General features: G+C 35.3%; 26 protein-coding genes. 9 read left to right on the top strand and 17 right to left on the bottom strand.

Features of this window, described 5'->3' with window-relative positions:
- Positions 1-325 precede the first annotated feature (325 nt).
- From CS937_RS04785 to CS937_RS04810, 6 genes are all read right to left on the bottom strand, one after another.
- The gene (locus tag CS937_RS04785) at positions 326-805 is read right to left on the bottom strand and encodes a DUF6568 family protein (protein WP_099157319.1); all 480 of its coding nucleotides are present in this window, start codon (positions 803-805) and stop codon (positions 326-328) included.
- A gap of 3 nt (positions 806-808) precedes the next feature.
- Positions 809-1,237 carry a disulfide oxidoreductase gene (locus CS937_RS04790; protein ID WP_099157320.1) on the bottom strand — a complete coding sequence of 143 codons (429 nt, stop codon included), beginning with the start codon at positions 1,235-1,237 and terminating at the stop codon, positions 809-811.
- A 110-nt stretch (positions 1,238-1,347) separates the two neighbouring features.
- A complete protein-coding gene (locus CS937_RS04795) occupies positions 1,348-1,977 on the bottom strand; it encodes a response regulator (RefSeq protein WP_099157321.1) in 630 nt (209 codons plus the stop codon).
- A 14-nt stretch (positions 1,978-1,991) separates the two neighbouring features.
- Entirely contained in the window at positions 1,992-3,029 is a 1,038-nt protein-coding gene (locus CS937_RS04800) for a sensor histidine kinase (RefSeq protein WP_099157322.1), read from the bottom strand.
- A 13-nt stretch (positions 3,030-3,042) separates the two neighbouring features.
- The gene (liaF, locus tag CS937_RS04805) at positions 3,043-3,795 is read right to left on the bottom strand and encodes a cell wall-active antibiotics response protein LiaF (protein WP_099157323.1); all 753 of its coding nucleotides are present in this window, start codon (positions 3,793-3,795) and stop codon (positions 3,043-3,045) included.
- 14 nt (positions 3,796-3,809) lie between these two features.
- Entirely contained in the window at positions 3,810-5,048 is a 1,239-nt protein-coding gene (locus tag CS937_RS04810) for an MFS transporter (RefSeq protein ID WP_245835696.1), read from the bottom strand.
- Between the two features lie 291 nt (positions 5,049-5,339).
- On the opposite strand from CS937_RS04810, the gene CS937_RS04815 reads away from it, so the two are divergent.
- Positions 5,340-5,774 (top strand): ferritin-like domain-containing protein, encoded by a 435-nt coding sequence (locus CS937_RS04815; protein WP_099157324.1) that lies wholly within the window; start codon positions 5,340-5,342, stop codon positions 5,772-5,774.
- Between the two features lie 109 nt (positions 5,775-5,883).
- Positions 5,884-7,056: a M20 family metallopeptidase gene (locus CS937_RS04820; protein WP_099157325.1), complete on the top strand. Its 1,173-nt coding sequence runs from the start codon at positions 5,884-5,886 to the stop codon at positions 7,054-7,056.
- 39 nt (positions 7,057-7,095) lie between these two features.
- Here the strand turns inward: CS937_RS04820 and CS937_RS04825 are convergent, their stop codons facing one another.
- Positions 7,096-8,307 carry an ABC transporter permease gene (locus CS937_RS04825; protein ID WP_099157326.1) on the bottom strand — a complete coding sequence of 404 codons (1,212 nt, stop codon included), beginning with the start codon at positions 8,305-8,307 and terminating at the stop codon, positions 7,096-7,098.
- The gene (locus CS937_RS04830; protein ID WP_099157327.1) at positions 8,300-9,043 is read right to left on the bottom strand and encodes an ABC transporter ATP-binding protein; all 744 of its coding nucleotides are present in this window, start codon (positions 9,041-9,043) and stop codon (positions 8,300-8,302) included. Before CS937_RS04830 ends, CS937_RS04825 begins: the two co-directional genes overlap by 8 nt.
- Positions 9,044-10,232: 1,189 nt before the next feature.
- Here CS937_RS04830 and CS937_RS04835 point away from each other — a divergent pair.
- The 3 genes from CS937_RS04835 to CS937_RS04845 all read left to right on the top strand — a co-directional run bounded on the left by CS937_RS04835 (position 10,233) and on the right by CS937_RS04845 (position 11,972).
- Positions 10,233-10,664 carry an HIT family protein gene (locus CS937_RS04835; protein ID WP_099157328.1) on the top strand — a complete coding sequence of 144 codons (432 nt, stop codon included), beginning with the start codon at positions 10,233-10,235 and terminating at the stop codon, positions 10,662-10,664.
- Between the two features lie 229 nt (positions 10,665-10,893).
- On the top strand, positions 10,894-11,415 hold the full coding sequence (locus tag CS937_RS04840; RefSeq protein ID WP_099157329.1) for a tryptophan transporter: 522 nt from the start codon (positions 10,894-10,896) through the stop codon (positions 11,413-11,415).
- Between the two features lie 188 nt (positions 11,416-11,603).
- The gene (locus tag CS937_RS04845; protein WP_099157330.1) at positions 11,604-11,972 is read left to right on the top strand and encodes a YtxH domain-containing protein; all 369 of its coding nucleotides are present in this window, start codon (positions 11,604-11,606) and stop codon (positions 11,970-11,972) included.
- Between the two features lie 25 nt (positions 11,973-11,997).
- On the opposite strand, the gene CS937_RS04850 is transcribed toward CS937_RS04845, so the two are convergent.
- The 4 genes from CS937_RS04850 to CS937_RS04865 form a co-directional block, all read right to left on the bottom strand.
- A complete protein-coding gene (locus CS937_RS04850; RefSeq protein ID WP_176555754.1) occupies positions 11,998-12,945 on the bottom strand; it encodes a glycine betaine ABC transporter substrate-binding protein in 948 nt (315 codons plus the stop codon).
- Positions 12,946-13,006: 61 nt separating this feature from the next.
- Positions 13,007-13,906 (bottom strand): glycine betaine ABC transporter substrate-binding protein, encoded by a 900-nt coding sequence (locus CS937_RS04855; RefSeq protein ID WP_099157331.1) that lies wholly within the window; start codon positions 13,904-13,906, stop codon positions 13,007-13,009.
- A gap of 79 nt (positions 13,907-13,985) precedes the next feature.
- Positions 13,986-14,840 carry an ABC transporter permease gene (locus tag CS937_RS04860; RefSeq protein WP_099157332.1) on the bottom strand — a complete coding sequence of 285 codons (855 nt, stop codon included), beginning with the start codon at positions 14,838-14,840 and terminating at the stop codon, positions 13,986-13,988.
- Positions 14,833-16,029 (bottom strand): quaternary amine ABC transporter ATP-binding protein, encoded by a 1,197-nt coding sequence (locus CS937_RS04865; protein ID WP_099157333.1) that lies wholly within the window; start codon positions 16,027-16,029, stop codon positions 14,833-14,835. The genes CS937_RS04860 and CS937_RS04865 overlap by 8 nt, the downstream gene beginning before the upstream one ends.
- Before the next feature lie 422 nt (positions 16,030-16,451).
- Here CS937_RS04865 and CS937_RS04870 point away from each other — a divergent pair, with 422 nt between their 5' ends.
- Positions 16,452-16,934, top strand: a complete 483-nt coding sequence (locus CS937_RS04870; RefSeq protein ID WP_099157334.1) for a GbsR/MarR family transcriptional regulator — start codon at positions 16,452-16,454, stop codon at positions 16,932-16,934.
- Positions 16,935-16,946: 12 nt separating this feature from the next.
- Here the strand turns inward: CS937_RS04870 and CS937_RS04875 are convergent, their stop codons facing one another.
- A complete protein-coding gene (locus CS937_RS04875) occupies positions 16,947-17,297 on the bottom strand; it encodes a DUF1878 family protein (protein WP_245835697.1) in 351 nt (116 codons plus the stop codon).
- 190 nt (positions 17,298-17,487) lie between these two features.
- Here CS937_RS04875 and CS937_RS04880 point away from each other — a divergent pair, with 190 nt between their 5' ends.
- From CS937_RS04880 to CS937_RS04890, 3 genes are all read left to right on the top strand, one after another.
- Positions 17,488-18,033, top strand: coding sequence for a DUF3267 domain-containing protein (locus CS937_RS04880; RefSeq protein WP_099157336.1), 546 nt, complete (start codon positions 17,488-17,490; stop codon positions 18,031-18,033).
- Between the two features lie 544 nt (positions 18,034-18,577).
- On the top strand, positions 18,578-18,763 hold the full coding sequence (locus CS937_RS04885; protein WP_099157337.1) for a hypothetical protein: 186 nt from the start codon (positions 18,578-18,580) through the stop codon (positions 18,761-18,763).
- Positions 18,764-18,896: 133 nt separating this feature from the next.
- Positions 18,897-19,793: a peptidylprolyl isomerase gene (locus CS937_RS04890; protein ID WP_099157338.1), complete on the top strand. Its 897-nt coding sequence runs from the start codon at positions 18,897-18,899 to the stop codon at positions 19,791-19,793.
- A gap of 41 nt (positions 19,794-19,834) precedes the next feature.
- On the opposite strand, the gene CS937_RS04895 is transcribed toward CS937_RS04890, so the two are convergent.
- The 4 genes from CS937_RS04895 to CS937_RS04910 all read right to left on the bottom strand — a co-directional run bounded on the left by CS937_RS04895 (position 19,835) and on the right by CS937_RS04910 (position 24,722).
- A complete protein-coding gene (locus CS937_RS04895) occupies positions 19,835-20,029 on the bottom strand; it encodes a sporulation YhaL family protein (RefSeq protein ID WP_099157339.1) in 195 nt (64 codons plus the stop codon).
- A gap of 69 nt (positions 20,030-20,098) precedes the next feature.
- Positions 20,099-21,046, bottom strand: coding sequence for a 3'-5' exoribonuclease YhaM (gene yhaM, locus CS937_RS04900; RefSeq protein ID WP_099157340.1), 948 nt, complete (start codon positions 21,044-21,046; stop codon positions 20,099-20,101).
- A gap of 98 nt (positions 21,047-21,144) precedes the next feature.
- Positions 21,145-21,696 (bottom strand): GbsR/MarR family transcriptional regulator, encoded by a 552-nt coding sequence (locus CS937_RS04905; protein WP_099157341.1) that lies wholly within the window; start codon positions 21,694-21,696, stop codon positions 21,145-21,147.
- A 59-nt stretch (positions 21,697-21,755) separates the two neighbouring features.
- Positions 21,756-24,722, bottom strand: coding sequence for an ATP-binding protein (locus CS937_RS04910; RefSeq protein WP_099157342.1), 2,967 nt, complete (start codon positions 24,720-24,722; stop codon positions 21,756-21,758).
- Positions 24,723-24,724: the final 2 nt, after the last annotated feature.

The following is a 24,724-nucleotide window of genomic DNA, read 5'->3' on the forward strand; positions in this document are numbered from 1 at the left end:
ATTAACGTCGTAGTTTCAGTAAAATGCTACGTTAATTAATGCTAGGGGGTTCGTTTCGGAAATACATTTCGCTTTCCGCGGGCTCGCGCTGAGCCTCCTCGCTCGCAAAGACCACTCCCTGTGGGGTCTCAACGTCTTCGCTTTCCCGCAGGAGTCTGAGGCCGTCCCTAAGGTGCGCATCCGCCCGCAGCGATCCCGGACGACGATAGAGAGTTAGACTTAATTATTTAATCACTGACGACACATTTTATGTATCATGTGTCAAAAAACAATATTTTACTAAACATCCTAATTAAAAAACTAGATACGCACAGTAGCTAGTCTTCTATTTTACAACATATTCATTAAAAAACGCTCTAAACATTTCTTCGGATTGGGATCCTGTAATCCTGTCCACTTCTTTCCCATCTTCATAATATACAAGTGTCGGTGTTGCTTCGATACCATACGTATTCCAACCATTTTCAAACTCTAACAGATTAAATTTTTTCATATCCACACCTAATTCATCAGCTATTGGAACAAGATATGGCGTTGTATTTTGACAATGTACACATGTTGGGCTAAAGAAATAAACTACTACATCTTCTTTATTATCTAACTTCTTTTCTAATTCATCTGGTAAAATTATATTCTGATATAATGGATCGTCTAATTGATCTATCGTCGCTTGGTCTAAATTATTTGTGCCATATGGATTATCAGTATTCTCGATTGCCTTATCATTTTTATAGTCCATTACAAAGTATAATGCTATAAATAAAACGACAATTACAGCAAGGATGATGAATAATTTCTTTTGCATCTATTATTTCCCCTTTTGTTGTTTTAGTAAAATAATATGAAGTACAAAAATTACAATAAACGCGACTCCAGCTAAGAACGGTATTGTGATGAAGCCTAAATAATTTACGTATTCGGTATTACATGGAATAATTCCACATGATCCGCCGGTTTCGTGTAACACTGGTAATTTCTGAATCAAATAATGATATGCAGAAACAAGCATACCTATACCACTTAAAATTAGTCCTGGTAAAGCGATTGATAAATCTTTTTTAATAGCTGCAACACCATAAATAATAACTAATGGATACATCAGAATGCGTTGGAACCAGCATAATTCACATGGTATATACCCCATAATTTCTGAGAAGAATAAACTACCAAGTATTGCTATTAGTGCCTGGGCCCATATCACTAAAAGAATAGTCTCACTAGAATTGGAATTTTTCATTTATGTAAACTCCTCCAATTTAATATACATTGTTATTATACAAGCGCAGTTGTAAAAAAACAAAAAAGAAGATCCCCCAGAACCCTCTTCCTGCTTTATTTTATTACAATTTAATGAATTAATTTATTTCGATGCACATAAACAGCCGCCTGTGTCCTATCATTAACACCTAGCTTCCCTAAAATATTGCTTACATGTGTTTTTACTGTTTTTATTCCGATATAAAGTTTTTCGCTAATTTCTTGGTTCGTCATTCCATTTCCGATACAAATTAACACTTCTAACTCTCGATCGGTTAAGTCATCATGTGCCCTTCTTTGTGCAGTTCTGTATTTAGACATCATTTTCCCAGCTACCTTTGCCTCGATAACATTTTCACCACTTGCAGCTTTCTTAATAGCATCAGTGATTTCTTCTGCTGTTGATGTTTTCAAAATATAACTAAATGCACCAGCTTCAATTGCAGGAAAAACCTGTTCATCATCGTAATAGCTAGTCAGAATAATTATTTTACAATTCGGCAATGTACGCATGATTTTAGAAGTTGCATCAATCCCTGTTCCATTCTCCATCATCAAATCCATTAGAACAACATCTGGTTCCAAATCGATAACCAGCTTGGCACCATCATTTCCACTACTAGCTTCCCCTACCACTTCTAATACATCGTCAGTTCGTAAATAGGCTATGATACCTTTTCGGACGATATCATGATCATCAACTACGACTACTCGAATCATAATTTCTCCCCCCTTTAAAAAGGAATTCGTATATCAATATACGTTCCTTCTCCCACATTTGATCGAACTGCAAACGTACCACCTAATTCAGCGCTTCGTTCCTTCATTGTCTTTAAACCATATGACGTTTTCCGATCTGCATCCTCATCAATATCAAATCCATTACCATTGTCACTTATATGTAAAAACAATTCATTAGCACGATGACCCAGCTGTAATTTTACTTCTGTTGCATTAGCATGACGTAAAGTATTTGATAACGATTCTTGAATAATACGAAAAACATGCTCTTCTGTTGTTTCAGAGAGGTTTAAGTCTTCATCAATTTTTAAATTAAATTCCAGTTTGCTTTTCCGCTTTAATTCATTAATCAATTTCTTGATACCAGATGCCAATGGTTCACCAGATAAATGTACAGGTCGAAGATGTAACAAGAGTGCGCGCATTTCCGTTTGCGCTTTTAATGCTGCAATCGCAACCTCTTGCATCTGTTCTTTTGCAAGTTCAGGTTTCTTCTCTAATTGTTTCACTGCCGCTTCTGACATCATGGTCAATGCAAACAATTGTTGACTGACCGCATCATGAAGGTCCCTTGCCAATCGTTGCCGTTCTTCAATTACAGCAGCTTTGTGCGCCGATTTGGCGAAATCCGATTTTTCATCAGCCATCCGTTGTAATGATTTCACTTGATTTTGTAATTTCTCACCTAATTCATTCAACTCATTGCCAATTCTAGTAATCTCATCTTCTTCATTAAAAAAAACACGAGAGGTATAGTTACCATTGGTGAATTGCGTGATTAAAACAGATAGGTAATCTAACCGCTCTTTCATATCACCACTTGATTTAAATCCAACATAAAACGATAAAATCAAAGCCAATATGACATACAATAATACAAATACAAATATACTTGTCACATTCAGCCATGCCGGAGCAATTAACACATGTATAGAAAGTAAAATCGATAATAAAGTAACTGTCGTTAAAAACGTACTATAAAAATGGGAACGAATATAGCTAAAACGTATACTACTAAAACGTTTTTTCATTATTTCCCCCCCTCTAGACTCTATCCACAAGGATTGAACCAGCTTTTAGTTTCAATCTTATATCTATTTTTCGAACTGCATTTTCATAGTCCGTAGATTCATAGAACACATTTCGATTAACGCCATCTGCTGATTCACCCAGTACATTAATCTCACCTGCTTTGACAGAAGCATCTATTCGAAACGCAAGGTTTTCCGGCAACAATATTTGTACGTCACCTGCCCAGCTATTGATCGTGATCGGAATTTCTTTTTCCGGGATAAATGCTTTCGTAAAATCAATGTAGTAATTTCCAGCAGCATTAAACAAGTCCATTGGTTCCACTTTCCAATTAGGTTTCTTAAACTCGTGATCACCTATCGAGAAGCGGTTCCCCTTCCTTTTGCTTTCAACATTATTGTCTTTTTTACTATCTGTCATGATACTGAATTTCATCCCACGCCCGGGTTTCCCAATAATGCTAAAACCAATATAAATGATTAATAGTGGCCATAATTTAAATACATCGGAAAAGGTAAAGTTAATCACATCAAAATATCCGAGTAATAATAATACTCCAAATATGATTAAAAACGAGCCCCCCATCCAGCTTCCGCCCCATTTTCTAATATCATTCGTAAACCACTTTATTCCGAATACGATAAGAATTATTGGTAGTAGCAAATTCCACACATCTGTAACATCAAAATAAATGATATCAAAGTTTGCCAAAACCAGTACTGCCCCAATAACGATAAATAATAGTGCCATAAGATTTCGGAGCATTTCAGTCACCCTTTCTACTCTTTAAAACTCAAAATATGTTTGTTCCTAAAATTAATTGCAGCAATGAGTGTAACAATAATTCCACCAATAAATATAATAACTTGAATGCTGACTCCCATGGCTAACAGCAATGAAGTTACAACATATGATACCGGGACTAGCCCGGTTGAGACCGTCATCAGAAAACTCATCATCCTGCCTAACATTTTTTTCTCCGTTGTTTGTTGAAGCATCGTCATTAAAGGAATGTTGACCAATTGAATTAAAAAGCCCATTGTTGCTACGATAAATGCAACTAGATATAAATTGCCAGATATTCCTATCATTGAATAAAAAATCCCTAACAGAATTAGACTTATTAAAAGTACAGTCCCCTGTTTTTTTAACTTTATTGAGGCAAGTACAATTGCTCCAACAAGTGCTCCTATCCCCATGGAAGTTTCAACAGTCGCCAATCCCAGTGCACTACCTTGAAATATATCTTTTATTATTATTGGAAGACCAATTGACAGTGGACCTGAAATGAAAAAGTTTAAAAAGAATCCCAAGATCACAACTGCAATAACCAGTTCGTTTTTCCTGGCATAACTAAATCCTTCTTTTAAGTCTTCCCACGGTGTTTTCTTCTCACTTTCAACAGCTTGTTGTGGCAATTTGATAAACAATACTGCTAATGAAGATAAAAGAAGCATAACAAATGCTACTGAAAAAACACCTTCAAATCCTAAGAACGCAATTAAACTACCACCCACTGCAGGTCCTAAAATCGGACTAATTTGTGCTGTCATTTGAATAAGTGAATTCCCTCGCTGTAACTGATCTTCCTCTAAGATCATCGGTGTCATGGAATTCATTGCTGGATAACTTAAGGCATCCGAAATTCCAAAAACAATAGCCATAACAATTAAATGAACAATGGTTATGGAGTCAGTCACAATAAAAAATAGTAATACTACGATTAACAGTGCTCTGGATAGATCAGATAAAAAAAGTATTGTTCTCCGATTAAAACGATCTGCAATTAACCCTCCTGCAGTTAATAATAACAATCTTGGAATTGATGCCGCGAGAAACAGCATACCGAAATAAAAACGATTATCATTAATGGATAGCATTAACCATTCAGAACCAATTAAATAAACATAATAACCCGGTGAAGAAAATAGAGCTGCAATAAATAAAAAGAGAAAATTTCGATTTTTGAAAACAGGAACTTTCCCCTCATTTACTATGTTAGCATGCGTAGTTTCCACACATAACGCCCCTTCCGTTTTATCTTACCCATATACTAATGGAAAGCGCAACATTAATTAACGACCTGAAGAATGTTTCTTCCTCCGCCTTAAGACTGAGTCAGCTGAAACTGTTATTATAGGTTTTAAAAATTTTTAATAGGGAATCGTAACTATATAAATAAAAATAAAGGCTGTTTTCGAGAAAGATTGTTTTTGAAGTGGTGAATGTTGTCTAATTCTAACAGTTGAAATATAAAAACAACAATCTCTTATAAAACAGCCAAAATAAATAAAAGGTTGGGATAGTATATGAGTGACGAATTACAACAATTAATTGATGGATTAAATGAAGATTTATCACATGAATATGGAGCAGCAATCCAATACACATACAGCGCATCGGTTGTTTCAGGTTTATATCGCTCTGCACTAAAACCATTTTTTGAAAGCGAAATAAACGATGAACTTGGACATGCACTATACTTATCAGAGAAAATAAAGACGCTTGGTGGTACACCGACTACAAAATCTGCTGATGTCGAACAGCCAACAGAGGTTAAAGCATTACTTGAGGCAACATTAACAGCCGAAAATGATACGATTAAACGTTATGAAAAACGAAAAAAACAGGCTGAAGCATTAGGCTATACCGAGCTTGTTGTTAAATTAGAAGACTTAATTTCCGATGAAACTCATCATAAGGAAGAGGTTGAACGATTACTCGCCGACCCGCGATTAACTTAATATAGATTGCCCCCCTTTTTAAGGACAGCTTTGATTAGCCGTCCTTTTTTCTTTGTTCATTCATAAGTGTTATAATAGTAAGAAAAATTAGTTACAGGAGGATTTACCGATGTTAGAAAAAATACATAAAGCCATTGATGAACTGTATCCGGAAATGGTAGAAACTCGCAGATATTTACACCAGCATCCTGAACTATCCTTTCAAGAAACAGAAACTGCTAAGTTCATTGCGGATTATTATGAAAAATTAGGGATCCCTTATCAAGCAAACGTTGGTGGAAATGGTGTCATAGCCACATTAAAAGGTGGAAAACCCGGTAAAACAATCGCATTGCGAGCTGATTTTGATGCATTACCGATTCAAGAGGAAAATGAAGTACCATACAAATCAATGGTTGACGGTGTAATGCATGCATGTGGTCACGATGGACATACCGCTACATTATTGGCTCTAGCCAAAGCTGTTCTTTCATTTAAACAAGAACTCACTGGTACAATCGTCTTTTTACATCAACATGCAGAAGAATATGCTCCAGGCGGTGCAAAACCTATGATTGAAGCAGGTGCGTTAGATGGAGTGGATGCGGTATTCGGAACACACCTCTGGGCAACAACACCTCTAGGGGTGCTGCAAACATCAAAGAGTACATTTATGGCAGGTACTGATCGTTTTGAGTTGACGATTCAAGGAAAAGGTGGGCATGGTGGATATCCACACGAGACAAATGATGCAATTGTTATTAGCGCACAAGTCATTTCACAGCTCCAGCAAATTATCTCAAGAAGATTAGATCCACTGAAGACCGGTGTCGTGACAGTTGGCGTTTTCGAATCTGGAAACGCATTTAATATCATTGCGGATAAAGCAAAATTAGTTGGTACTGTTCGGTACCTTGATACAGCCATACAGGAACAAATTATTGCTGAAATGGAAAAAATAATTAAAGGTGTATGCGTTGCTAATAATGCAACCTATACACTAAATTATGAAAAGGGCTATCCGCCACTTGTTAATCACGCTGACGAGGCTGAACTAGTTCTTGAAGCAAGCGAACAAATTTTAGAAATAACAAAAAGAGAAGAAGTCTTACCTGTTATGGGTGGCGAAGACTTCGCATATTACATGTTAGAGCGACCAGGTGCTTACTTTTTTACTGGCGCACAAAAGGATGGTAATTCTTATCCACACCACCATCCTAAATTTGATATAGATGAAAAATCTTTACCAATCGCTGCAAAAACACTGATTTCAGCATATTTTAATTATCAAGCACAAAACTAAAAAACGCTCTATATGCGAAATCCCGCATATAGAGCATTTTTATGCCAGCTTTTGTTTTACATAGCCGTTAATAAATAGATAATTGAATATCAGTCCACCTATTAACATGATAACCAAACCTTTAAGATCACCAAACACCAGGAAAAGACAGGCATAAATAAATAGTTGAATGAATCCCAGTTGATACAGCCACTTTAATACTGCTTGCTGTCTTCTTTGTAGCTCAACAGGATATAAATCCAACCAGATTACAGTTCGGTGATGCTGATACAACGTCATCATTTGAAAACTACTCATATACAAAAAAACAAAACCAAAAATAATCTTCACCCAACTATTTGGGATAAAATAGATTAATAATCCACCAATAATAATGAGACGGACGTACATACCAAAATAGTCGCCACTGCGTATAAAAGTAATACGAAACAAATAGTCAAACGTATATTTTTGCTGAAACGCCACCCGATTAATCAATGATACAAGCCATTGTCTCTTTTTAACTCGATTTTTCATATGTGGAACATCTGTAAACATATTTGCAATTCGATAGAAAGCCTGCATTCTATTACGATCCTTTTCCACGAGCAAGTCCCAAACTATTCCTGCCTGTTTCCTTGACACACTCAAATCGTATAAAAATACAAGTATAAACAGTGCAGTTGTAACCCCCGCAAGCAACATATCCCCATTAACTATAAAAAAGAATGTTGCTATATTTAATAAGATACGTACAAACTGATCGATCTTTCTTACTCCGGGTTCTCTAACTTTTAACATCCACCAATTTGCAATTAAATTCCAAATCTTGAAGATTAAAACAACAACGATTGTAACTAGATAAACTTTCCCATCGCGTTCAGGATATGTAGCAAAATACAGTGGACCAAACGCCGCCATCGTTACTAAAATTAAATACAATTGAATGACAAAACTGTAAATTAATGCATTCCGAAAATATGCTCCCATTTTATGTTCAGCAGTTATTAAAAAAACTAAATCAGGTTCCTTTAATAGTGTACGAACCGGACTATAGCTGACTAATAATCCGAGTGCTATTCCCATTACCCAATCGGTCGGAAAATCTGCTGGAAGTTTTGTCAGCCAATCCTGGTAGTAATAGGCAAGTGCTGATACAAAAAACATCATTGCAAAAGCAATATGACCGTTAAAAATATAGCGTAAATATCGGTTTGTCTCTTTTAAATGATCTGAAAATCGTCTTCTAAAAAGCGCATTGGAATCAAACATGGCTCTCTTCCTTTGTCAGCTGTACATACAGGTCATCAAGTGTTGCATCATGCATGTTAAATTCAGTTCGTAATTCTGGTAATGTACCAATCGCTCGTATTTTACCATCGTGTAAAATTACGAAACGGTCACAATAACGCTCCGCAGTTGCTAATATGTGTGTTGACATTAACACACCAGATCCGTTAGTCTTCATTTCATCCATTAATTGAAGATACGATTGGATCCCCAAAGGATCCAGACCAACGAATGGTTCGTCAACAATATATAACGGCGGTTCAATTAAAAATGCGCACATGATCATCACCTTTTGACGCATTCCTTTTGAAAAATGAACTGGAAACCATTTTAACTTTTTCTCCATGCGAAATTCCTTTAACAAAGGCTGCAATCTTTTCTCAAAAACATCCTCTGGTATATCATAGGCCATCGCCGTTAAACGAAGATGTTCATACAGTGTAAGTTCATCGTATAATATTGGCATCTCAGGTATATATGCCATTTGACTTCGATAGACATTAGAATTTTCCTCAAATGTTTTTCCATTAACAGAAACAGTGCCTTTTTTTGCCTGCATTAAGCCAATAATATGTTTAATTGTTGTACTCTTCCCCGCTCCATTTAACCCAATTAGCCCAACAATTTCTTTTGGAAAAACATCAAACGAAATACCGTGTAATACATTCTTATGAGTATACCCTCCATGAAGGTTATCAATATGTAATAAAGGTTTCACCTAGACTTCCTCCTAAACATTCCTTAGACTAAAATTTTACCATTATTCGAGGACAAAGCCAAAGCATACCGTTAGACATTTAATGACAAATTTTTTAAAGGCAATTAATCATAAGGCGACATAAGAGCTATGATGATTCCGTTCCGGGCAGCCAACGCTTGAGCCTCCTGGCGCGACTGTTTTCCGGAATGACAATCTACCATCATTTCAATCAATGTCGTATTTTTTAAACACACGTATGTATAAAAGCAGCCTTTCCGTTCAAAATAACTAGTGAAGAGCGGGGATGTACCACTACAAAATTTCGTGTCAAGCACAAATGAGGTGTTAGTGATCGAGTAACTAATGAAATTTCGTGTATAAAAAACACAAAATGAGGTGTTAGCGAAAGATACTCTAATGTGAATTTCGTGTAAAAAACACAAAATGAGGTGTTAGTGAACGGTAATCTAATGATAAAACCCTTTTGCCAGGACACATCCCAGGTTTACCTGAGATGCTGACAAAAAGGTTTTTGTAATCAAACAGTTAAGTAGCAGTTTTGCAATTTAACGTTGTATTACTAAAAGTCCCCAACGTTAGATGTTATCGTCATCCTCGTTCTTCTTAAAGCAGGCTAGTCCAATTAGGGCTAGTCCTGTTTGTTTTTGCATATGAACGTCTAATTATCTACTGTTCAGTATGAAATCTACATAAAGTGTTGTGTAATTTAACATTTTTGATTACTCTCTGTTCCCGCAGTCCGTATACACTACGAGTTGTGAGGAGTGCTGCATCGCTGAAAGTATTGTATACTGGCTGCTAGTAAGTGGATTTTTAACATGCTTATCATTTTCTTAAAGATATTATTGATACTTTACGTTTAATAATCATTATCTAGTGAGGTACCGTTATATATTTTTTAATCTTCTGTACCAATCCGGATGAGCGGAGGGTGGTGACTCCTATGGGAACAGCACGAGTCCGAAGACCCCGCAGAGCGGGTTTCTCGAGGAGGCTGAGGCCGTTTCCGCGGAAAGCATCCAGCCGAAGTGAATCCGGACGGAGGTCAAGAATTGGACGTAATTATAGAAAGCAACCATTAGTACAGTTAACTGAAATTATGATCCAAGGCTAATGTAGTTTTTAGCTTTACTTTTCCTATAGTTGCTATATACAATAGGAACAAATAAGCTAAGGAGTGATTTCAATGAGTCATGAAGATTGCATTTTTTGTAAAATCATTAATGGTGAACTACCCTCAGCAAAAGTATACGAGGACGAGCATGTATACGCCTTTCTTGACCTCAGTCAGGTAACAAAAGGACATACGTTAGTCATTCCAAAAACGCATACGAAAAATATTTATGAAACTCCATCAGAAGTTGCTGAAGAATTATTTTCTCGCGTTCCAAAAATAGCTAAAGCGATTAAAGAAGTTTATCAGCCGATTGGAATGAACATTTTAAATAATAACGAAGCACCAGCAGAACAATCTGTATTCCACTTACATATTCATATCATTCCTCGATACGGCGAAGGAGATGGATACAAATTAGGTTGGACAACTCATCAAGACGATTATTCATCTGATGATCTACAACAAATTGCCAAAAAAATTAATGAAGGAATTGAATTATAAGGGATTTAGAAAATTGGCACTTTTTATTCAGCCTGTTTTTTGTTATAATAATAATATGTTTCCGCAACTGACGATGAGCGTACAGTTGGGATGCATATAAACTAAAAGAGGATGTTCGATTAAGATCGCCACGTCCTGGGATTGCGATTACTCGTCCCAGCGGTAAAATTGTGGCAATGTCGAACTGACCTACATCATGTAGGTCTAGCCGAGATGAGGAGAGGTACAAATGAATACTAGGATTTTAGTGGTTTTGTCATTGTTGGTGGGGATAGGTGCTGTCCTGCATACAGTTATTCCATCAATAATATACGGAGTAAAGCCAGACATGATGCTGTCCATGATGTTTTTAGGAATTATGTTAGTTCCCAGAGCTAAATACGTTGTTATTTTAGCAATTACTACAGGAGTTATTTCCGCATTAACAACACAAGCTCCTGGAGGACAAATTGCAAACATGATAGATAAGCCAATTACCGCACTACTATTTTTTGGATTGTTCTTACTTGTTAAGGACAGGGTATCCAATACTATCAGTGCACCAGTATTAACTGCAATTGGAACAATTGTTAGTGGCTCTATCTTTTTAGGTTCAGCCTTATACATTGTTGGCCTAATGGAAGGTACTTTTACATTATTATTCCTAACTGCTGTATTACCAGCGGCTGCATTAAACGCAATATTCATGGCAATCATTTATCCGATCGTTCAACGAATTTTCAAAAGAACACAACCACTTCCAATTTCATAAAATTATATAAATCCTCTGGCAATATTGTCAGAGGATTTTTTAAAAACAATGGTTTTTCGTACACTTTGAACCTAAAATCTCTTATAATAAAAGTATGTTGTTACATATTATCTGAAAGCATGTTTCATAGTAGTATGAAAAGAGGAAATAATAATTATAGGTAAGTATGCGAAAGGAGCGACATGTTTATGGCTAAAGGTAAATCATTATTATTAGGTTTTGTTGTTGGAGGCGTTGTTAGTGCCACTGCCACATTATTGAGTACACCTGCTTCTGGCAAGGACTTAAGAATCCGTGCAAAAGAGCAAGGTGCCGAATGGAAGTATATGCTTGAAAATTTAAGAAGAGATGGCATGCGCCTGAAAGACCAAATTACCGAAACATCAAAAGAAGGTGCGGCATTAATTAAGGATTTAACACAAGAAATGAAAACCTCCGTTCTAGATTGGAGAAATTCAGTCGAGCCACATCAAAAAAATATACAAAATTACCTGGAACAAATTGAATCAAGCTTGAAAGATCTTGAAGAAAAAGTAAAAAAAGATTCCTCGTTATAAAATCGAGGAATCTTTTTTAAACTTGTTATTTCGCTTGTAAATCTTCAATAGAATCAATGTCCATATATTTTGGAACGACCAATCCTATTTTAGCACCTTTTAGATTTTCACCTAGATCATCAAATTGATCTTTAAATTCATCATAAAAATCTTTGTGTGTGACAGGCATCCAAGCAGCCATTGTAGCATCGCCATCTCCATTTGCAATGGCTTTAAATACAACTGCTACATCAACTGGCGTAACTTTGACGTTAAAACCTTTTGATTTTAATACTTCTGCAACTACACTTGATGATGCTCGTTCAGAGTCCCATGGAGTTGATACAAGTTCAACCTCAACTCCATCAACGTCATCAACACCTTTTGTCCATTCAGCAACAGCATCAGGATGTTCATCAACCCATTTTTTTGCTATTTCAGCTATTTCTTTCCCACTTTCTTGCGAATCATACATAATCCCTTCCATATCTTCTACCTTCCAATGGAATTGATCTAATATCTTATATGCATTTGGCTTCTCTTCTTTTAACCCTTTACGAGCCAATGTTTTAATAACTTCTGTACTACCATAAACACCTTTTGGGTCCTCTAAATATTTGAGATCAGGGTATTTCGCAAACATCCAATGCGGATTCCATCCTGTAACCACAATCGGCTCTTCTTTATCAATTGCTTCAGATAGTTGTGTGACCATAGCAGCCGTTGATGACTGTTTAAGTTTCCAACCACTTAAACTATCATACTTCTCTATAGCTTTTTCTGTTGTAACCGTAATCCCAGCTCCTGGTTCAATACCTGTAATCGTATAGTCAACTGATTCACTGTAATTTGAAGCATCACCTGATTTTTCATTCGTATCATCAGCAGATTTTTTATTCGTATCATCATCTGAACCACAGCCTGCAACCATAACCATTAACAAAACACCAAAAAGTATTATGAAATTTTTCCAAGGTTTATTCATCTTTAACATAGAAATGCTCCTTTCGAAATAAAAGCTGATACCATAAGTATCAGCTTTCTATTTTTTATGCTTATTCTACACCTTTAGTCCATTCCGCCACTTTGTCTGAATTTTCTTCAACCCAAGCTGCAGCAGCTTCTTCTGGATCTGTTCCATTTTGGATTTCTAGCATTACAGCTTCAATATCTGCAGGATCCCATTGGAATTGATCCAAGATTTTATATGCATTTGGCATATCTTCTTTCAAGCCTTGACGTACCATAGTTTTAATTTCTTCTGCATCTCCAAATGAACCTTTAGGATCTTCTAAATATTTAAGATCATATTTTTGGAATTTCCAGTGTGGAGACCATCCTGTAACAATAATTGGTTCTTCATTTTCAATAGCTTCACCTAATGCTGTAGCCATTGCACCACTTGAGGAAGTTTGTACTTTCCAACCATCTAAATTACTGTATTCTTCAACTGCAGTTTCAGCAGCTTTAACAACTCCAGCCCCTGGTTCGATACCAGTAATTGTCTTATCTGCTTGTGAATCCAAATCTTCAATTGAATTTGCATCCATATATTTCGGAACTACTAAACCAATTTTTGCACCTTCAAGATTTGTACCTAAATCTTCTAACTTATCTTTGTACTGCTTATAAAGATCTCCGTGTGTTCCTGGTAACCATGCAGCAACCATACCATCTGTTTCACCAGAAGCTACTGATTCCCACATTACTGCATTATCAAGTGGTGTTACTTTAACATCAAAACCTTGATCTTCTAAGACTTTTGCGATTACATTTGTTGATGCAACCTCAGTATCCCATTCCACATAAGATAGTTCAATTTCTTTTGAAGCTTCAGAATCGCTATCAGAAGATCCTTCACTTGATGAACCTTCATCAGAGCTACAACCTGCAGCAACTAATGATAATGAAAGTCCGGCAGCAATACCTAGACGTTTCCAGTTAAATTTAAACATAACTATAAAACTCCCCTTTTACTAATTTTTTATATATGGAAACTTTTCGTATAGAAAAGATACCAACATCATTAACAACCTACTTATTTTTCGAATTCACAGTTTGTGTGAAACGATCAATAATAATCGCAAGTATAACAATTCCTACACCTGCAACAAATCCTGTACCTACCTGTGCACGTTGAAGTGCTGATAGAACTTCTGTTCCGAGTCCTGGCGCTCCGATCATGGATGCAATAACTACCATTGAAAGAGCAAGCATAACCGTTTGGTTTATTCCCGCCATAATGGTAGCTCTAGCCATCGGTAATTCAACCTTAAACAATTTTTGTGAACCAGTACTACCAAATGCTTCAGATGCTTCAACTAATTCCTTAGAAACCTGACGAATACCTAGGTTGGTAAAACGTACAGTTGGTGGTGTAGCAAATATTAAGGATGCAAACACACCTGGAACCATTCCGATACCGAAAAATGCAACGGCCGGAATCAAATAAACAAATGCTGGCATCGTCTGCATAAAGTCCAAAATTGGTGTGATAATTGCTTCTGCTGTTCTGCTTTTAGACATTAATATACCAACAGGAACACCAATTATGACGGACAATAAACTAGAAATAAGTACCAATGTAAATGTGTTCATCAAATGTTCCCAAAATCCTTGATTGTAAATTAACCAAAGACCTACGATTGAAAAAGCTGCTAAACCCAATTTTTTACCAGATATAAAGAAGGCAAGTATAGCAACTAATAAAATGATGATCACAGGTGGAACTAGTATCAACTTGTCAGCTGTAAATTCCATAAAACCTTCTAGATTTTCTTTGATCGGATCAAATAAAAACGCAAATGTGTCTGTCAACCATTCCGTGAATGCCTTTGTTTTATCTGCTATTGGAATTTCTGGAAAGAAATCTAAAACGGTATTAAGCATCTATTTTCACCTCGCCTTCCCCAGCAAGTCCCGCAATAACTGCACCTCTAACAATAATACCTACTAACTTATCGTTTTCAATAACTGCTACTGGAATAGGTGAGTCATAAATCACGTCAAATATCTCATTCATTGCAGTATCTTTTTTAACTCGTGGAATGTCATTTTTCAAGATTTCATGAATATCACGAATATCTTTTTTCCTAGCTTCTGATGCATCATCTGCTGTCACATACCCTTTTAGGTTACGTTTGCTATCAACAACAAAAATACTAGACAAACCTTCTTCTCTCATTCTCTCTAAAGCAACACGCGGTCCATGTTTCTCAATATTAATCGTTTCAGGACGCTTCATAATATTTTGCGCTGTTAGAACTTTTGAACGATCAACATCCTCAACAAATTTTTCAACATAATCATTTGCTGGGTTGACTAAGATTTCCTCTGGTGTACCAATTTGTACGATTGAACCATCTTTCATCAGTGCAATACGGTCACCAATACGCAATGCTTCATCTAGGTCATGCGTAATAAATAGAATCGTTTTTTTCATGCTTGCTTGTAAATCGATTAATTCATCTTGCATTTCCTTACGAATAAGTGGATCAAGTGCTGAAAATGCTTCATCCATTAATAGTACTTCCGGATCATTCGCTAATGCACGAGCTAATCCGACACGTTGTTGCATCCCACCAGATAATTGACCTGGATTCTGATGGATGTAATCACCTAATCCAACCATTTCCAATGCTTCTTGTGCTTTTTTCTGTCTTTCTTCCTTAGGCACATTTTGAATTTCAAGACCAAATTCTGCATTCTCCAGTATAGAACGATGTGGGAATAGTGCAAAGCGTTGGAAAACCATACTTAATTTTTCCCGACGTACTTTTCTTAAAGATTTCTTGTCCATTTTGGCTAGGTCTTCTCCGTCAATTCGAACACTACCCTCCGTGGGTTCAATCAAGCGATTTATTAACCGTACTAATGTAGATTTCCCACTTCCAGATAGACCCATAATAACGAAAATTTCCCCAGATTCTACTGAGAATGAAGCACGATTGACCCCAACCGTATTTCCTGTTTCTTTTAAAATAGCGTCTTTGGACATACCTTCATCTAAACGCTTTAACGCTTGCTTTTGGTTTTTACCAAATACCTTTGATAGATCTTCAACTTCTATTACCGGCATATCTTTCACCTCTTTTTTAACTTGGTTATACTTGTAATCCATCCAGTCAGCGGTACAAAGCACCACACTTAAATGTGATCACTACTTTTCGTTTATCATTTCTAATGAGCATGCTATTCGTCGTAATACTTTTTACTTAGATTAAAACCATGCATTGTTTACCAAACTAGATTCATAGTTCGATAGTTTCATCAGATCCGATCACTTCACTCTTAATACTATATAACGTTTTGTACGTACAATTCAAACATTAAATTTCACCGATTTTGTATATATTTTTCGTACAGTTTATACTGTACAAATTTAAATAGGCATTTACTTTCATTTGCTCAAATTTACTCCATTTATCTACCCAGTTGCCTATTTTTATTATTTTCATTTTTAATGTAACCTTTATATAGCAAGGCTTTTAGGGGGATTGTATGAACGAACAACAAAATGAAAACATCACCAACAAAATTATTCTTGAGTTCGGGAAAACGATTGAAATGTTTGATTTAACGCCATTAGAAGCTAGGTTATTCGCTTTTCTATACTTAAATGAAAAAGCCCTTACATTAGATGAAATGAGTGAAGCATTAGGAAAAAGTAAAACATCAATGAGTACCAGCGTCCGAAGTCTAGTGGATTTCAATCTTGTAACACGTGTATGGAAAAAAGGAGTTAGGAAGGATTTATACCAAGCAAACTTTCAGTTATTTAAATCATTTATGCCCACCTATATTAATAAATGGATTGATGCTACCAATCATCAACTAGGTTCATTAGAAGAGATCAAGGGAAAATTAAAGCAAGATAATTACGAGGATAATAAAGAACTTACTATTATAAAAAAACGTTTAAACAAAATAATAGACTTTCATTTAGAAGTGGAGAAATCATTTCGGGATATGAAAAAAGACTGATAAACGTCTCTATCAGTCTCTTCTTCTATTATTCTTCTCAATCATTTCAATAAAGGCATTCATTAACGAAGGGAAATATCCTTCTTTTTTTAATGCATATATAGTAGTATTTGGCACCAGTTTTTCATTTAACATTCCCGCAAAATTTACTAACAACGATGTAAAATCCAAAAATCCTTCTTCTTTTTGAACCTGGTATTTCACATCCAACTTATGTAATAACTGAAAAAGTTCATCGTATTCTTTGCGGGTAATATTATTTTCTATAACTAATTTAACAAATGGATATTGATTAATATCAATCAATTTAGAAATCAACTGTAAATGAAAGGACATCGTATCGTCATTATTTCGTGTACTCAAGCGTTGATCCTCCCCTTTTTTCATCCTATTTTCAAGACCTGCAAAATCGTTTACATAACGCCTATAATACCAGCAAAAAAAAAGAATAAAAAATAAGTAAAAAAACTATTGATTTTTACCCTAAAACGTACTATTATTCTTGAAGTATTGATTAAATAACATCAAGAAAATTACGTGAGGGGGATCAATTATGAACTGCTGGAAATCAATAAACATTAATAAAGAGTTCGGATTGAATCGTATTTATTTTATTTCATTTTTGATCGGCTTAACAACCTTTATCTTCCTTTACGTACCTTTTTCCATTATACATGATTCAACAAATGTAAACGAATCTGGAATTATCCCGTTTACTGCTGCAATTATCATGCTACCAGTGCTACATTCGTTTATGCATATTTTACCACTTATTATGATGAAAAAACGTACTAAATTAAACTACAAATTAAAAAGTAGAATTAAACCAAGCTTTACTTATTTTCCAATGGCATATCTAACAAAACCTGTTTCATTATTTGTTGCTCTAGCACCAACATTATTTATTACATTACCAGGGTTAATAGCAAGCTATTTATTTCATGACTTTTATGTTTATATTCTATTATTCACATCCATTCATATTGGATTCTCATTTATGGACTTTTTGTATGCCATTCATATTATAAAAGCGCCTAAAAGAGCTTTTATTGAAAATGGTAACGGTGGTTTTGATATATTAGTGAAGGCACAAAATTAACTAGATTAATAAAAGAATCTGCATTTCCTGCAGATTCTTTTTTATTATGACAGTTTTGTAAAAGATTATTGTTTTGTTTTTACACAAAATACATAAACTACGACGTAAGTTTATGCTTGGACAGCCGTTCTGGAAATACATTTCGCTTTCCGGGGGCTCGCGATGAGCCTCCACTAGTGTTTAGATTCATAATCTTATTTCATTTATAGGGAATTAAAAAGCATATATTTACTTACTAGCAGCCCGTATACAGGGAGACTTTTGGGTGAGATGAGGGATCGATGAGACCCCAAGGTTCGTTAGCGCCTCGTAGACTCGTCAGCCGCCAAGGAGGCGCGAAGTGTAACGGTCTGCCGGACAAAGAGCAACCAAAATACGAAATAAACATAGCACTTACCTCGCAGTTTCTGTGAATAACAACAAACTATACGAAAAGAGCTTTTTATTTATAAAAAAATACTGTTCACAGTCTCTATACTCTGATAGAGTTATAAATATGATATAATTGATAAATGTGTTGAGATTTGGTTAAGGAGGTTTTCGTATGTTGATCCTATTTCTCTTTTATGCACTATTCATCCTGCTAATCTTTAACTCACTAACACAACGATTTTGTTTAAAAATGGAAATGAATAAGAATAAACAATCGCGCACGTTTAGGATGATTAATATTATGGTTATTATTTTACTTGTTTCTTCTTATGTTAAAGTATTAAATGTGGTTGGTTAACACAAGATAACATTGTAAATAACTCCATTAAATAGAAAAATTGCAGGTTAGACTATTTTTTTTGTACAAAAATATGTTATATTATTCATTAGTTTAATGTAGTGGTAACTATCATGTTAGGAGTGTTCATAAAATGAAAAAACTAGCAATCGCTGTAACATTAACAGCAGGAGTACTGAGCTTATCAGCATGCAGTTCAGGTGACGATTCTGAAGTAGTAGTGGAAACAAATGCTGGAAATATAACAAAAGATGAGTTTTATCAGGAATTAAAAGATCGTTATGGTGAATCAGTAATACAAGAAATGGTAACTGCTGAAGTATTAAATGATAAATACGAGGTAACAGATAAAGAAGTTGATAAAGAAGTTCAAAAAACAAAAGATCAATTGGGTGAGCAATTTGAAATGGCCTTACAGCAACAAGGTATTAAAGATGAAGATGCATATCGTGATTTAGTACGTATAAGTCTTCTTCAAGAGAAAGCGTTATCGGAAGACATTAAAATCACAGATAAAGAAATTAAACAACGTTATGACCGTATGAAACAGGAAATTGAAGCACAGCACATTTTAGTTAAAGATGAAAAAACTGCTAAAGAAGTTAAAAAGAAACTTGATGAGGGTGGAGACTTCGCGAAATTAGCAAAAGAGTACTCAACAGACACTGCAACCGCCAAAGATGGTGGTAAATTGGGTTATTTCTCTGCAGGTAAAATGGATCCTGCCTTCGAAGATGCTGCTTATAACCTAGAAGTAGGAAAAATAAGCGAACCAGTAAAATCTGAATTTGGCTACCATATTATTAAAGTAACGGACAAGCGTGATAAAAAAGAAGACATTGGTAAGTTTGAAGACATGAAAGAAGACATTCGTCGTCAAATCCTAAATCAAAAAATAGATCCAACAAAAGCACAAGCAAAAATTCAAGGGCTTCTTGATGATGCTAGTGTCGATCCAAAAGATGATGATTTTGAAGGTCTATTTAAAAAAGAAGATACTAAAAAAGAAGATACTAAAGAAGATAAATAAAGTTAATTAAACGAGGATGTCCCCACATAGGACATCCTCGTTTAATTTGATAACTGTTTATTGCTCTCTTTATGTTTCCGTTCTTCCTCCATACGCTCCATAAAAATATTTCCTTCACGCTCAATAAACTGCTGCTCTAACCTTTTCTCAGCTCGAATTGCTCTATAAGCCATGTACCCGCTTAAGAAAATAAAAAGAATCATCATAAAGACCCACCAAGGCACTCCAGCAATCATATTTCAGTCCCCCTTGTCCATCCATCTATCACATGTATATGTACAAGAGTCAGAAAAAATAACCTCTGTTTATTTTTCTTCAAATAGTGGTTTGTAAAATTGGCGGTTGTCCATTGCAAACAATCGCTCGGTAAATTCACCTGGTTTCACCTTATCTAATGCACGATTTAACATATTCATTTTGGCATCAATTAAATCAATTAGATGTAATAGTTCAGCTTCACGAACTAATGGTGGCTTCGGACTTCCCCATTCCGCCTTGCCGTGATGACTTAATATAAGATGTTGCAATATCAGTACTTCTTCCCCTTCAATTTGCAGTTCTTTTGCCATGATTCCAATCTCCTCTACCATCATTGGAATATGACCTAGTAACTTTCCTTCCAGGGTATATGAGGTTGTAACTACACCCGACAATTCTTTCAATTTACCTAGATCATGAAGAATAATTCCCGCATATAGCAAATCTTTATTTAGCTGTGGATAGAGATTGTGTAATTCTTTAGCGATGGCCAACATACTTACAACATGATGTGCTAAACCAGACACATACTCATGATGGTTTTTGGAGGCTGCAGGATAGGTTAAAAGAGCATCCTGATATTTTTTAATAAATGCTCGAACAATTCGCTGCATTGTTGGGTTCTTCATTTCAAAAATTGCCTCTGTAAGCTTTTCTATTAATACCTCTTTTTCAACAGGGGCTTTCTCTACAAAATCGGAAACATGAACACCATCTGTCGGTTGAGCAGGTCTTATCGTAAAAATCTTCAGCTGTGCCTTACCCCTGAATTGATTGATTTCACCAGTTAATCTAACAATTTTTTCCGGTAAAAAAACTTCTTCATCTTCCTTTTTTATATCCCATAACTTGGCCTCAATTTCACCAGTCGCATCACGTAGGATTAATGTTAAAAATGCTTTTCCATTACTCGCTACTCCCCTTGTAGCTTCTTTAATTAAGACAAAATCATCGAATGATTCACCTATATTTATATATCCTATACCTTTTCTCATGCAAATTCTCCCCCTATAAATAAAAAAGACTGACTAAAAGACAGGCCATATTTTTACCAGGATGCCAATTCTTTACGTCAGTCTATATTCGCTATTCATTAATCTTCATTCTTTGGAACGTATTTAAAGATTTCACCTGATTCCATAACGCGAATAAACTTCATAAGCCATTTATAATAGTTTTGAGCGTAACGAAGCCGGTCAATATCTCTATTGATCTTATTCTTTAATTCCTCATCCATAGTGACCGAAAGTAAGGCTTCCAATTCCTCGATAGCTTCATCTGCCTCTTCAATGTTTGTTTCAGTGTGCTGACGCCAACGATTACCAAATAATGATGTAAATGACTTATACCAATCCTCTTCTGATTGATATAGATCTTTACGAATACCTTTTTTAAAGGTTGATTCAACCATTTTCATATCTGATAATGCACGTACACCAGTTGACATACTGGTCTTGCTCATAACCAGTGCATCTCGCATATCGTCTAAAGTCATTGGCTGATCTGAAAAATACAACACTCCATACAATCGACCAACAGATGATGTGATGCCATACAGATTCATATTTTTAGCAATTACTTGAATAAATTTTTCAATTGTTTCTTCATACTTTTCCCAGTCTTTTGATACATTTTCCTCTGGCAATGGAAGTCCCTCCACCTGCAATATTCATCATATATCTGCAAATAGTTTACCATTAAACGCTAATTAATGCGAACAGTATTTTCTAAGAAAACTATTTCTGCTTTATTTTCTGTTTCAATTATATCTTTTTTACATGTAAATACAATAACCTGTTGGTGCTCTGCAATTTCCGATAATATTTTCATAACTTGGTTTGTCCGAGAAGCATCAAAATGGACAAACGCATCATCAATTATAAATGGTAAATGGTGGTTCTTACTCATTACTTCGCTAATAGCGATCCGTAATGCAACATACAGTTGATCTCTCGTTCCTTGTGACAGTTCTTTCACCGTGTATTTTAGTTCATTTTGAGCTAATACTTGAAAGGCTTGGTCGTCAGTTGGGGCAAAAACACGTTTATAATTATAATTGGTTAACAATGAGAAATAATGTGATGTTTTATCAATTACTTTTGTAAGATATTTATCTCTAAATTTTCGTTTTGTTTCAATCAACATTTCTTTAGCCGTTTTTAATACTGCCCACTCTTTCGCTAAATAATGTAGATTTTCTCGTTCCATATTGTACCGATACAGCGTTTCAGAATATGTTTCAGATATTTCCATTTTAGCTAAATCTGCATTTACATCAGCTAACAGTTGTCGTTTCTCATCAAGTTCTTTTTCAAGGCTTTTTATTACATCTACATGTTCTTTATGTTTAACCTCAAGTTGTTGTGCATCGATTGTACGTTCAGCTAACTCTTCCCATTCATCTTGAGTAAACGTAGCCAAAATTTGCCCAATCCGTTCATTTACTTTTTCTTCAAGCGCACATTTTTCATCCCATTTTTTAGCTTTTTGAAAGAACTCTTCTTCGGTTTTTACTGCAGCACCATCATATAATGTACTTATTTCTTTCTCATAGACACTTAATTTTTGTTTCAATAGATGATATTGTTCCATTGCTTCGGTAATCCACTTATCATACTGGTCGATTAAAGCAGTGGTTTTATTGTAATGGTGAACGAATTCTTCTATGTCCTCAAACTGATCCACAATTGCTATATTAGACGATTCCCAATTTCGTTCATGGAAAAACATATTTACCACATTATTGAAATGCTGTTGTCTATCTTCTAGCATGTTGATTTGTCTCTCTATTTCGATTTTATTTTCATATTTTTGTAGCAAATGCTTCATGGTGTGGTAAAGCTGAGACCAAAATGATAGGTCCACATTTTCTAGAAAAGGATAATCTGTGTGTTGCTCGTCTATTTTTTGCCTTAAACGTTTTTGTTTGTACCCTAATAAATTATTCCGTTCGTCTACCTGTAAAAGCTTATGATCGTTTGTCTTGATTTGATCTTCGATAGCATCCAAATCGGCTATTCTTTTATTATGGAAAGCAAGTAAATTCCCTGCTTCCACAAAAACTTCTCTTGTTACCTGGGTTCCTAATCCATCTATTTGGTCATGTAACAGCATTTGTTCCATGTTGTTAATTGATTTTTTCCCTACAATCCATTGGATAACTCCTACAAGTATTAGGATTGCCATTAAACCATAAAATATCGTCGAATCCCATAATACCGCGAAACTACCACTAATTAACGCAAATATAATACTCCCAATTAGTAAGTTTATGCTCTGCCTATTTTTTTGTTCTTTGATTTTCTGCCATTTTTCACGCTGGTTATAGGAATCCTCTCTTAACTTATCTAAAGAAGTTTGCTGCTTATATTCACTGATTGTTTCATTTAGTTCATAAACACGCCCTTCAGGAAGTAATCCTGTCTTTATTTCTTGTTTCTGATTAAATAAGTTATCTTGTTGGTTAGACAAAACACTTTCTTCCCGTTGAAGCTGCTCTTTTTCCAGCTGTAATTGAGTATAATCATTATTAAGCTGATTCCATGTATTCTCGATATGAAATGGAAACGAAATAAACGCTAAATCATCCACAGCTAATCCGATATTCAGATTACTTAATTCATTTTCCAATTGTATATCTAGCTTCTTTAAATCATCTTTAAGCTTTGTAATTTCTTTATCATTATCCATATAGTCCTGTTTTATTTGTACGATGGTTTCTGCCTGATTATAGCTACTTTCATCATCGAGTTCTTCCTTCAGCATGGTTTGTTTTTCTTCATACTTCCGCTTGTTACTTTCAATTACTGACAGTTCACTTTGCATTGGAAGTAGTTGTTCTTTTAATACATTAAGCCGACTTAATCCATTCGCAGGAAACGTCAAATCAGCAGGATAACTGGACAATTGACTTTTGATATTTTGGTAATCATGAATCAGTGGTGTGGTCTGTTGCTGCTTTTCAATTGATAACAACAATTGATTTTTTTCTTTTATGTCTTCCTTTATAGCTTGGATATCATTGGTGTAAGAAAGTAATTTTTCCTTCTTCTCTCTATACAATGCCTCATCATTCTTATAAGATGTCAATTTTTGAAACAGTCCATCTAACGAATCCAGCTGCTGATTAATGGTTGGCTTTTTACCATACGGTTTAAACAATTCCCCTATTTTCGTCTCAATTCGTTTCTCGATTGAATAAATATTTTTCGAACCTGTTAAGCCAATGCCAAGCAATACCTCACCAAGATCATCTTCGTTCATTTCTGATAAAATACTTAAATCGTTCGCAGAGAATGAAAAAATCGATTGATACGTTTTGTTCGTCATTCCATGAAGTCTTTCTCTTAACCAATCTTCTTCAAATTCACGACCATCAGGCAAAAAGCATTTAGCTGCTCCATTTCTATCATCCGTACGCTCAATCGTAAATTCACCAATAGAATCATCAAATAGTGTTAATCTTCCACCCATTCTTCCGCTTGTCTTCGGTTTGAAAAATGACCGTTTTTTCGGTGGAAAACCAAATAACATAAATAAAATAAATTGTTGTAATGTTGATTTACCTGATTCATTTTCACCAAAAATACATAGGAAAGCTTGCTTGGAAAAATCAACTGAGTAATCGTTCCACTTACCAAATCCGTAAACAGTCGCGTGCATTAGCTTCATCC

It is taken from the genome of Virgibacillus ndiopensis, from assembly GCF_900187325.1.
GTDB classification, from domain to species: Bacteria; Bacillota; Bacilli; order Bacillales; family Amphibacillaceae; genus Virgibacillus_E; species Virgibacillus_E ndiopensis.

Coding starts and splice junctions, on each gene's coding strand:
- CS937_RS04880 (WP_099157336.1), top strand. CDS start 17,488: ATGAACTGCTGGAAATCAATAAACATTAATAAAGAGTTCGGATTGAAT.
- CS937_RS04820 (WP_099157325.1), top strand. CDS start 5,884: ATGTTAGAAAAAATACATAAAGCCATTGATGAACTGTATCCGGAAATG.
- CS937_RS04785 (WP_099157319.1), bottom strand. CDS start 805: ATGCAAAAGAAATTATTCATCATCCTTGCTGTAATTGTCGTTTTATTT.
- CS937_RS04870 (WP_099157334.1), top strand. CDS start 16,452: ATGAACGAACAACAAAATGAAAACATCACCAACAAAATTATTCTTGAG.
- CS937_RS04835 (WP_099157328.1), top strand. CDS start 10,233: ATGAGTCATGAAGATTGCATTTTTTGTAAAATCATTAATGGTGAACTA.
- CS937_RS04885 (WP_099157337.1), top strand. CDS start 18,578: ATGTTGATCCTATTTCTCTTTTATGCACTATTCATCCTGCTAATCTTT.
- CS937_RS04855 (WP_099157331.1), bottom strand. CDS start 13,906: ATGTTTAAATTTAACTGGAAACGTCTAGGTATTGCTGCCGGACTTTCA.
- CS937_RS04840 (WP_099157329.1), top strand. CDS start 10,894: ATGAATACTAGGATTTTAGTGGTTTTGTCATTGTTGGTGGGGATAGGT.
- liaF (WP_099157323.1), bottom strand. CDS start 3,795: ATGCTCCGAAATCTTATGGCACTATTATTTATCGTTATTGGGGCAGTA.
- CS937_RS04790 (WP_099157320.1), bottom strand. CDS start 1,237: ATGAAAAATTCCAATTCTAGTGAGACTATTCTTTTAGTGATATGGGCC.
- CS937_RS04865 (WP_099157333.1), bottom strand. CDS start 16,029: ATGCCGGTAATAGAAGTTGAAGATCTATCAAAGGTATTTGGTAAAAAC.
- CS937_RS04845 (WP_099157330.1), top strand. CDS start 11,604: ATGGCTAAAGGTAAATCATTATTATTAGGTTTTGTTGTTGGAGGCGTT.
- CS937_RS04800 (WP_099157322.1), bottom strand. CDS start 3,029: ATGAAAAAACGTTTTAGTAGTATACGTTTTAGCTATATTCGTTCCCAT.
- CS937_RS04825 (WP_099157326.1), bottom strand. CDS start 8,307: ATGTTTGATTCCAATGCGCTTTTTAGAAGACGATTTTCAGATCATTTA.
- CS937_RS04860 (WP_099157332.1), bottom strand. CDS start 14,840: ATGCTTAATACCGTTTTAGATTTCTTTCCAGAAATTCCAATAGCAGAT.
- CS937_RS04910 (WP_099157342.1), bottom strand. CDS start 24,722: ATGAAGCTAATGCACGCGACTGTTTACGGATTTGGTAAGTGGAACGAT.
- yhaM (WP_099157340.1), bottom strand. CDS start 21,046: ATGAGAAAAGGTATAGGATATATAAATATAGGTGAATCATTCGATGAT.
- CS937_RS04895 (WP_099157339.1), bottom strand. CDS start 20,029: ATGATTGCTGGAGTGCCTTGGTGGGTCTTTATGATGATTCTTTTTATT.
- CS937_RS04795 (WP_099157321.1), bottom strand. CDS start 1,977: ATGATTCGAGTAGTCGTAGTTGATGATCATGATATCGTCCGAAAAGGT.
- CS937_RS04890 (WP_099157338.1), top strand. CDS start 18,897: ATGAAAAAACTAGCAATCGCTGTAACATTAACAGCAGGAGTACTGAGC.
- CS937_RS04815 (WP_099157324.1), top strand. CDS start 5,340: ATGAGTGACGAATTACAACAATTAATTGATGGATTAAATGAAGATTTA.
- CS937_RS04850 (WP_176555754.1), bottom strand. CDS start 12,945: ATGTTAAAGATGAATAAACCTTGGAAAAATTTCATAATACTTTTTGGT.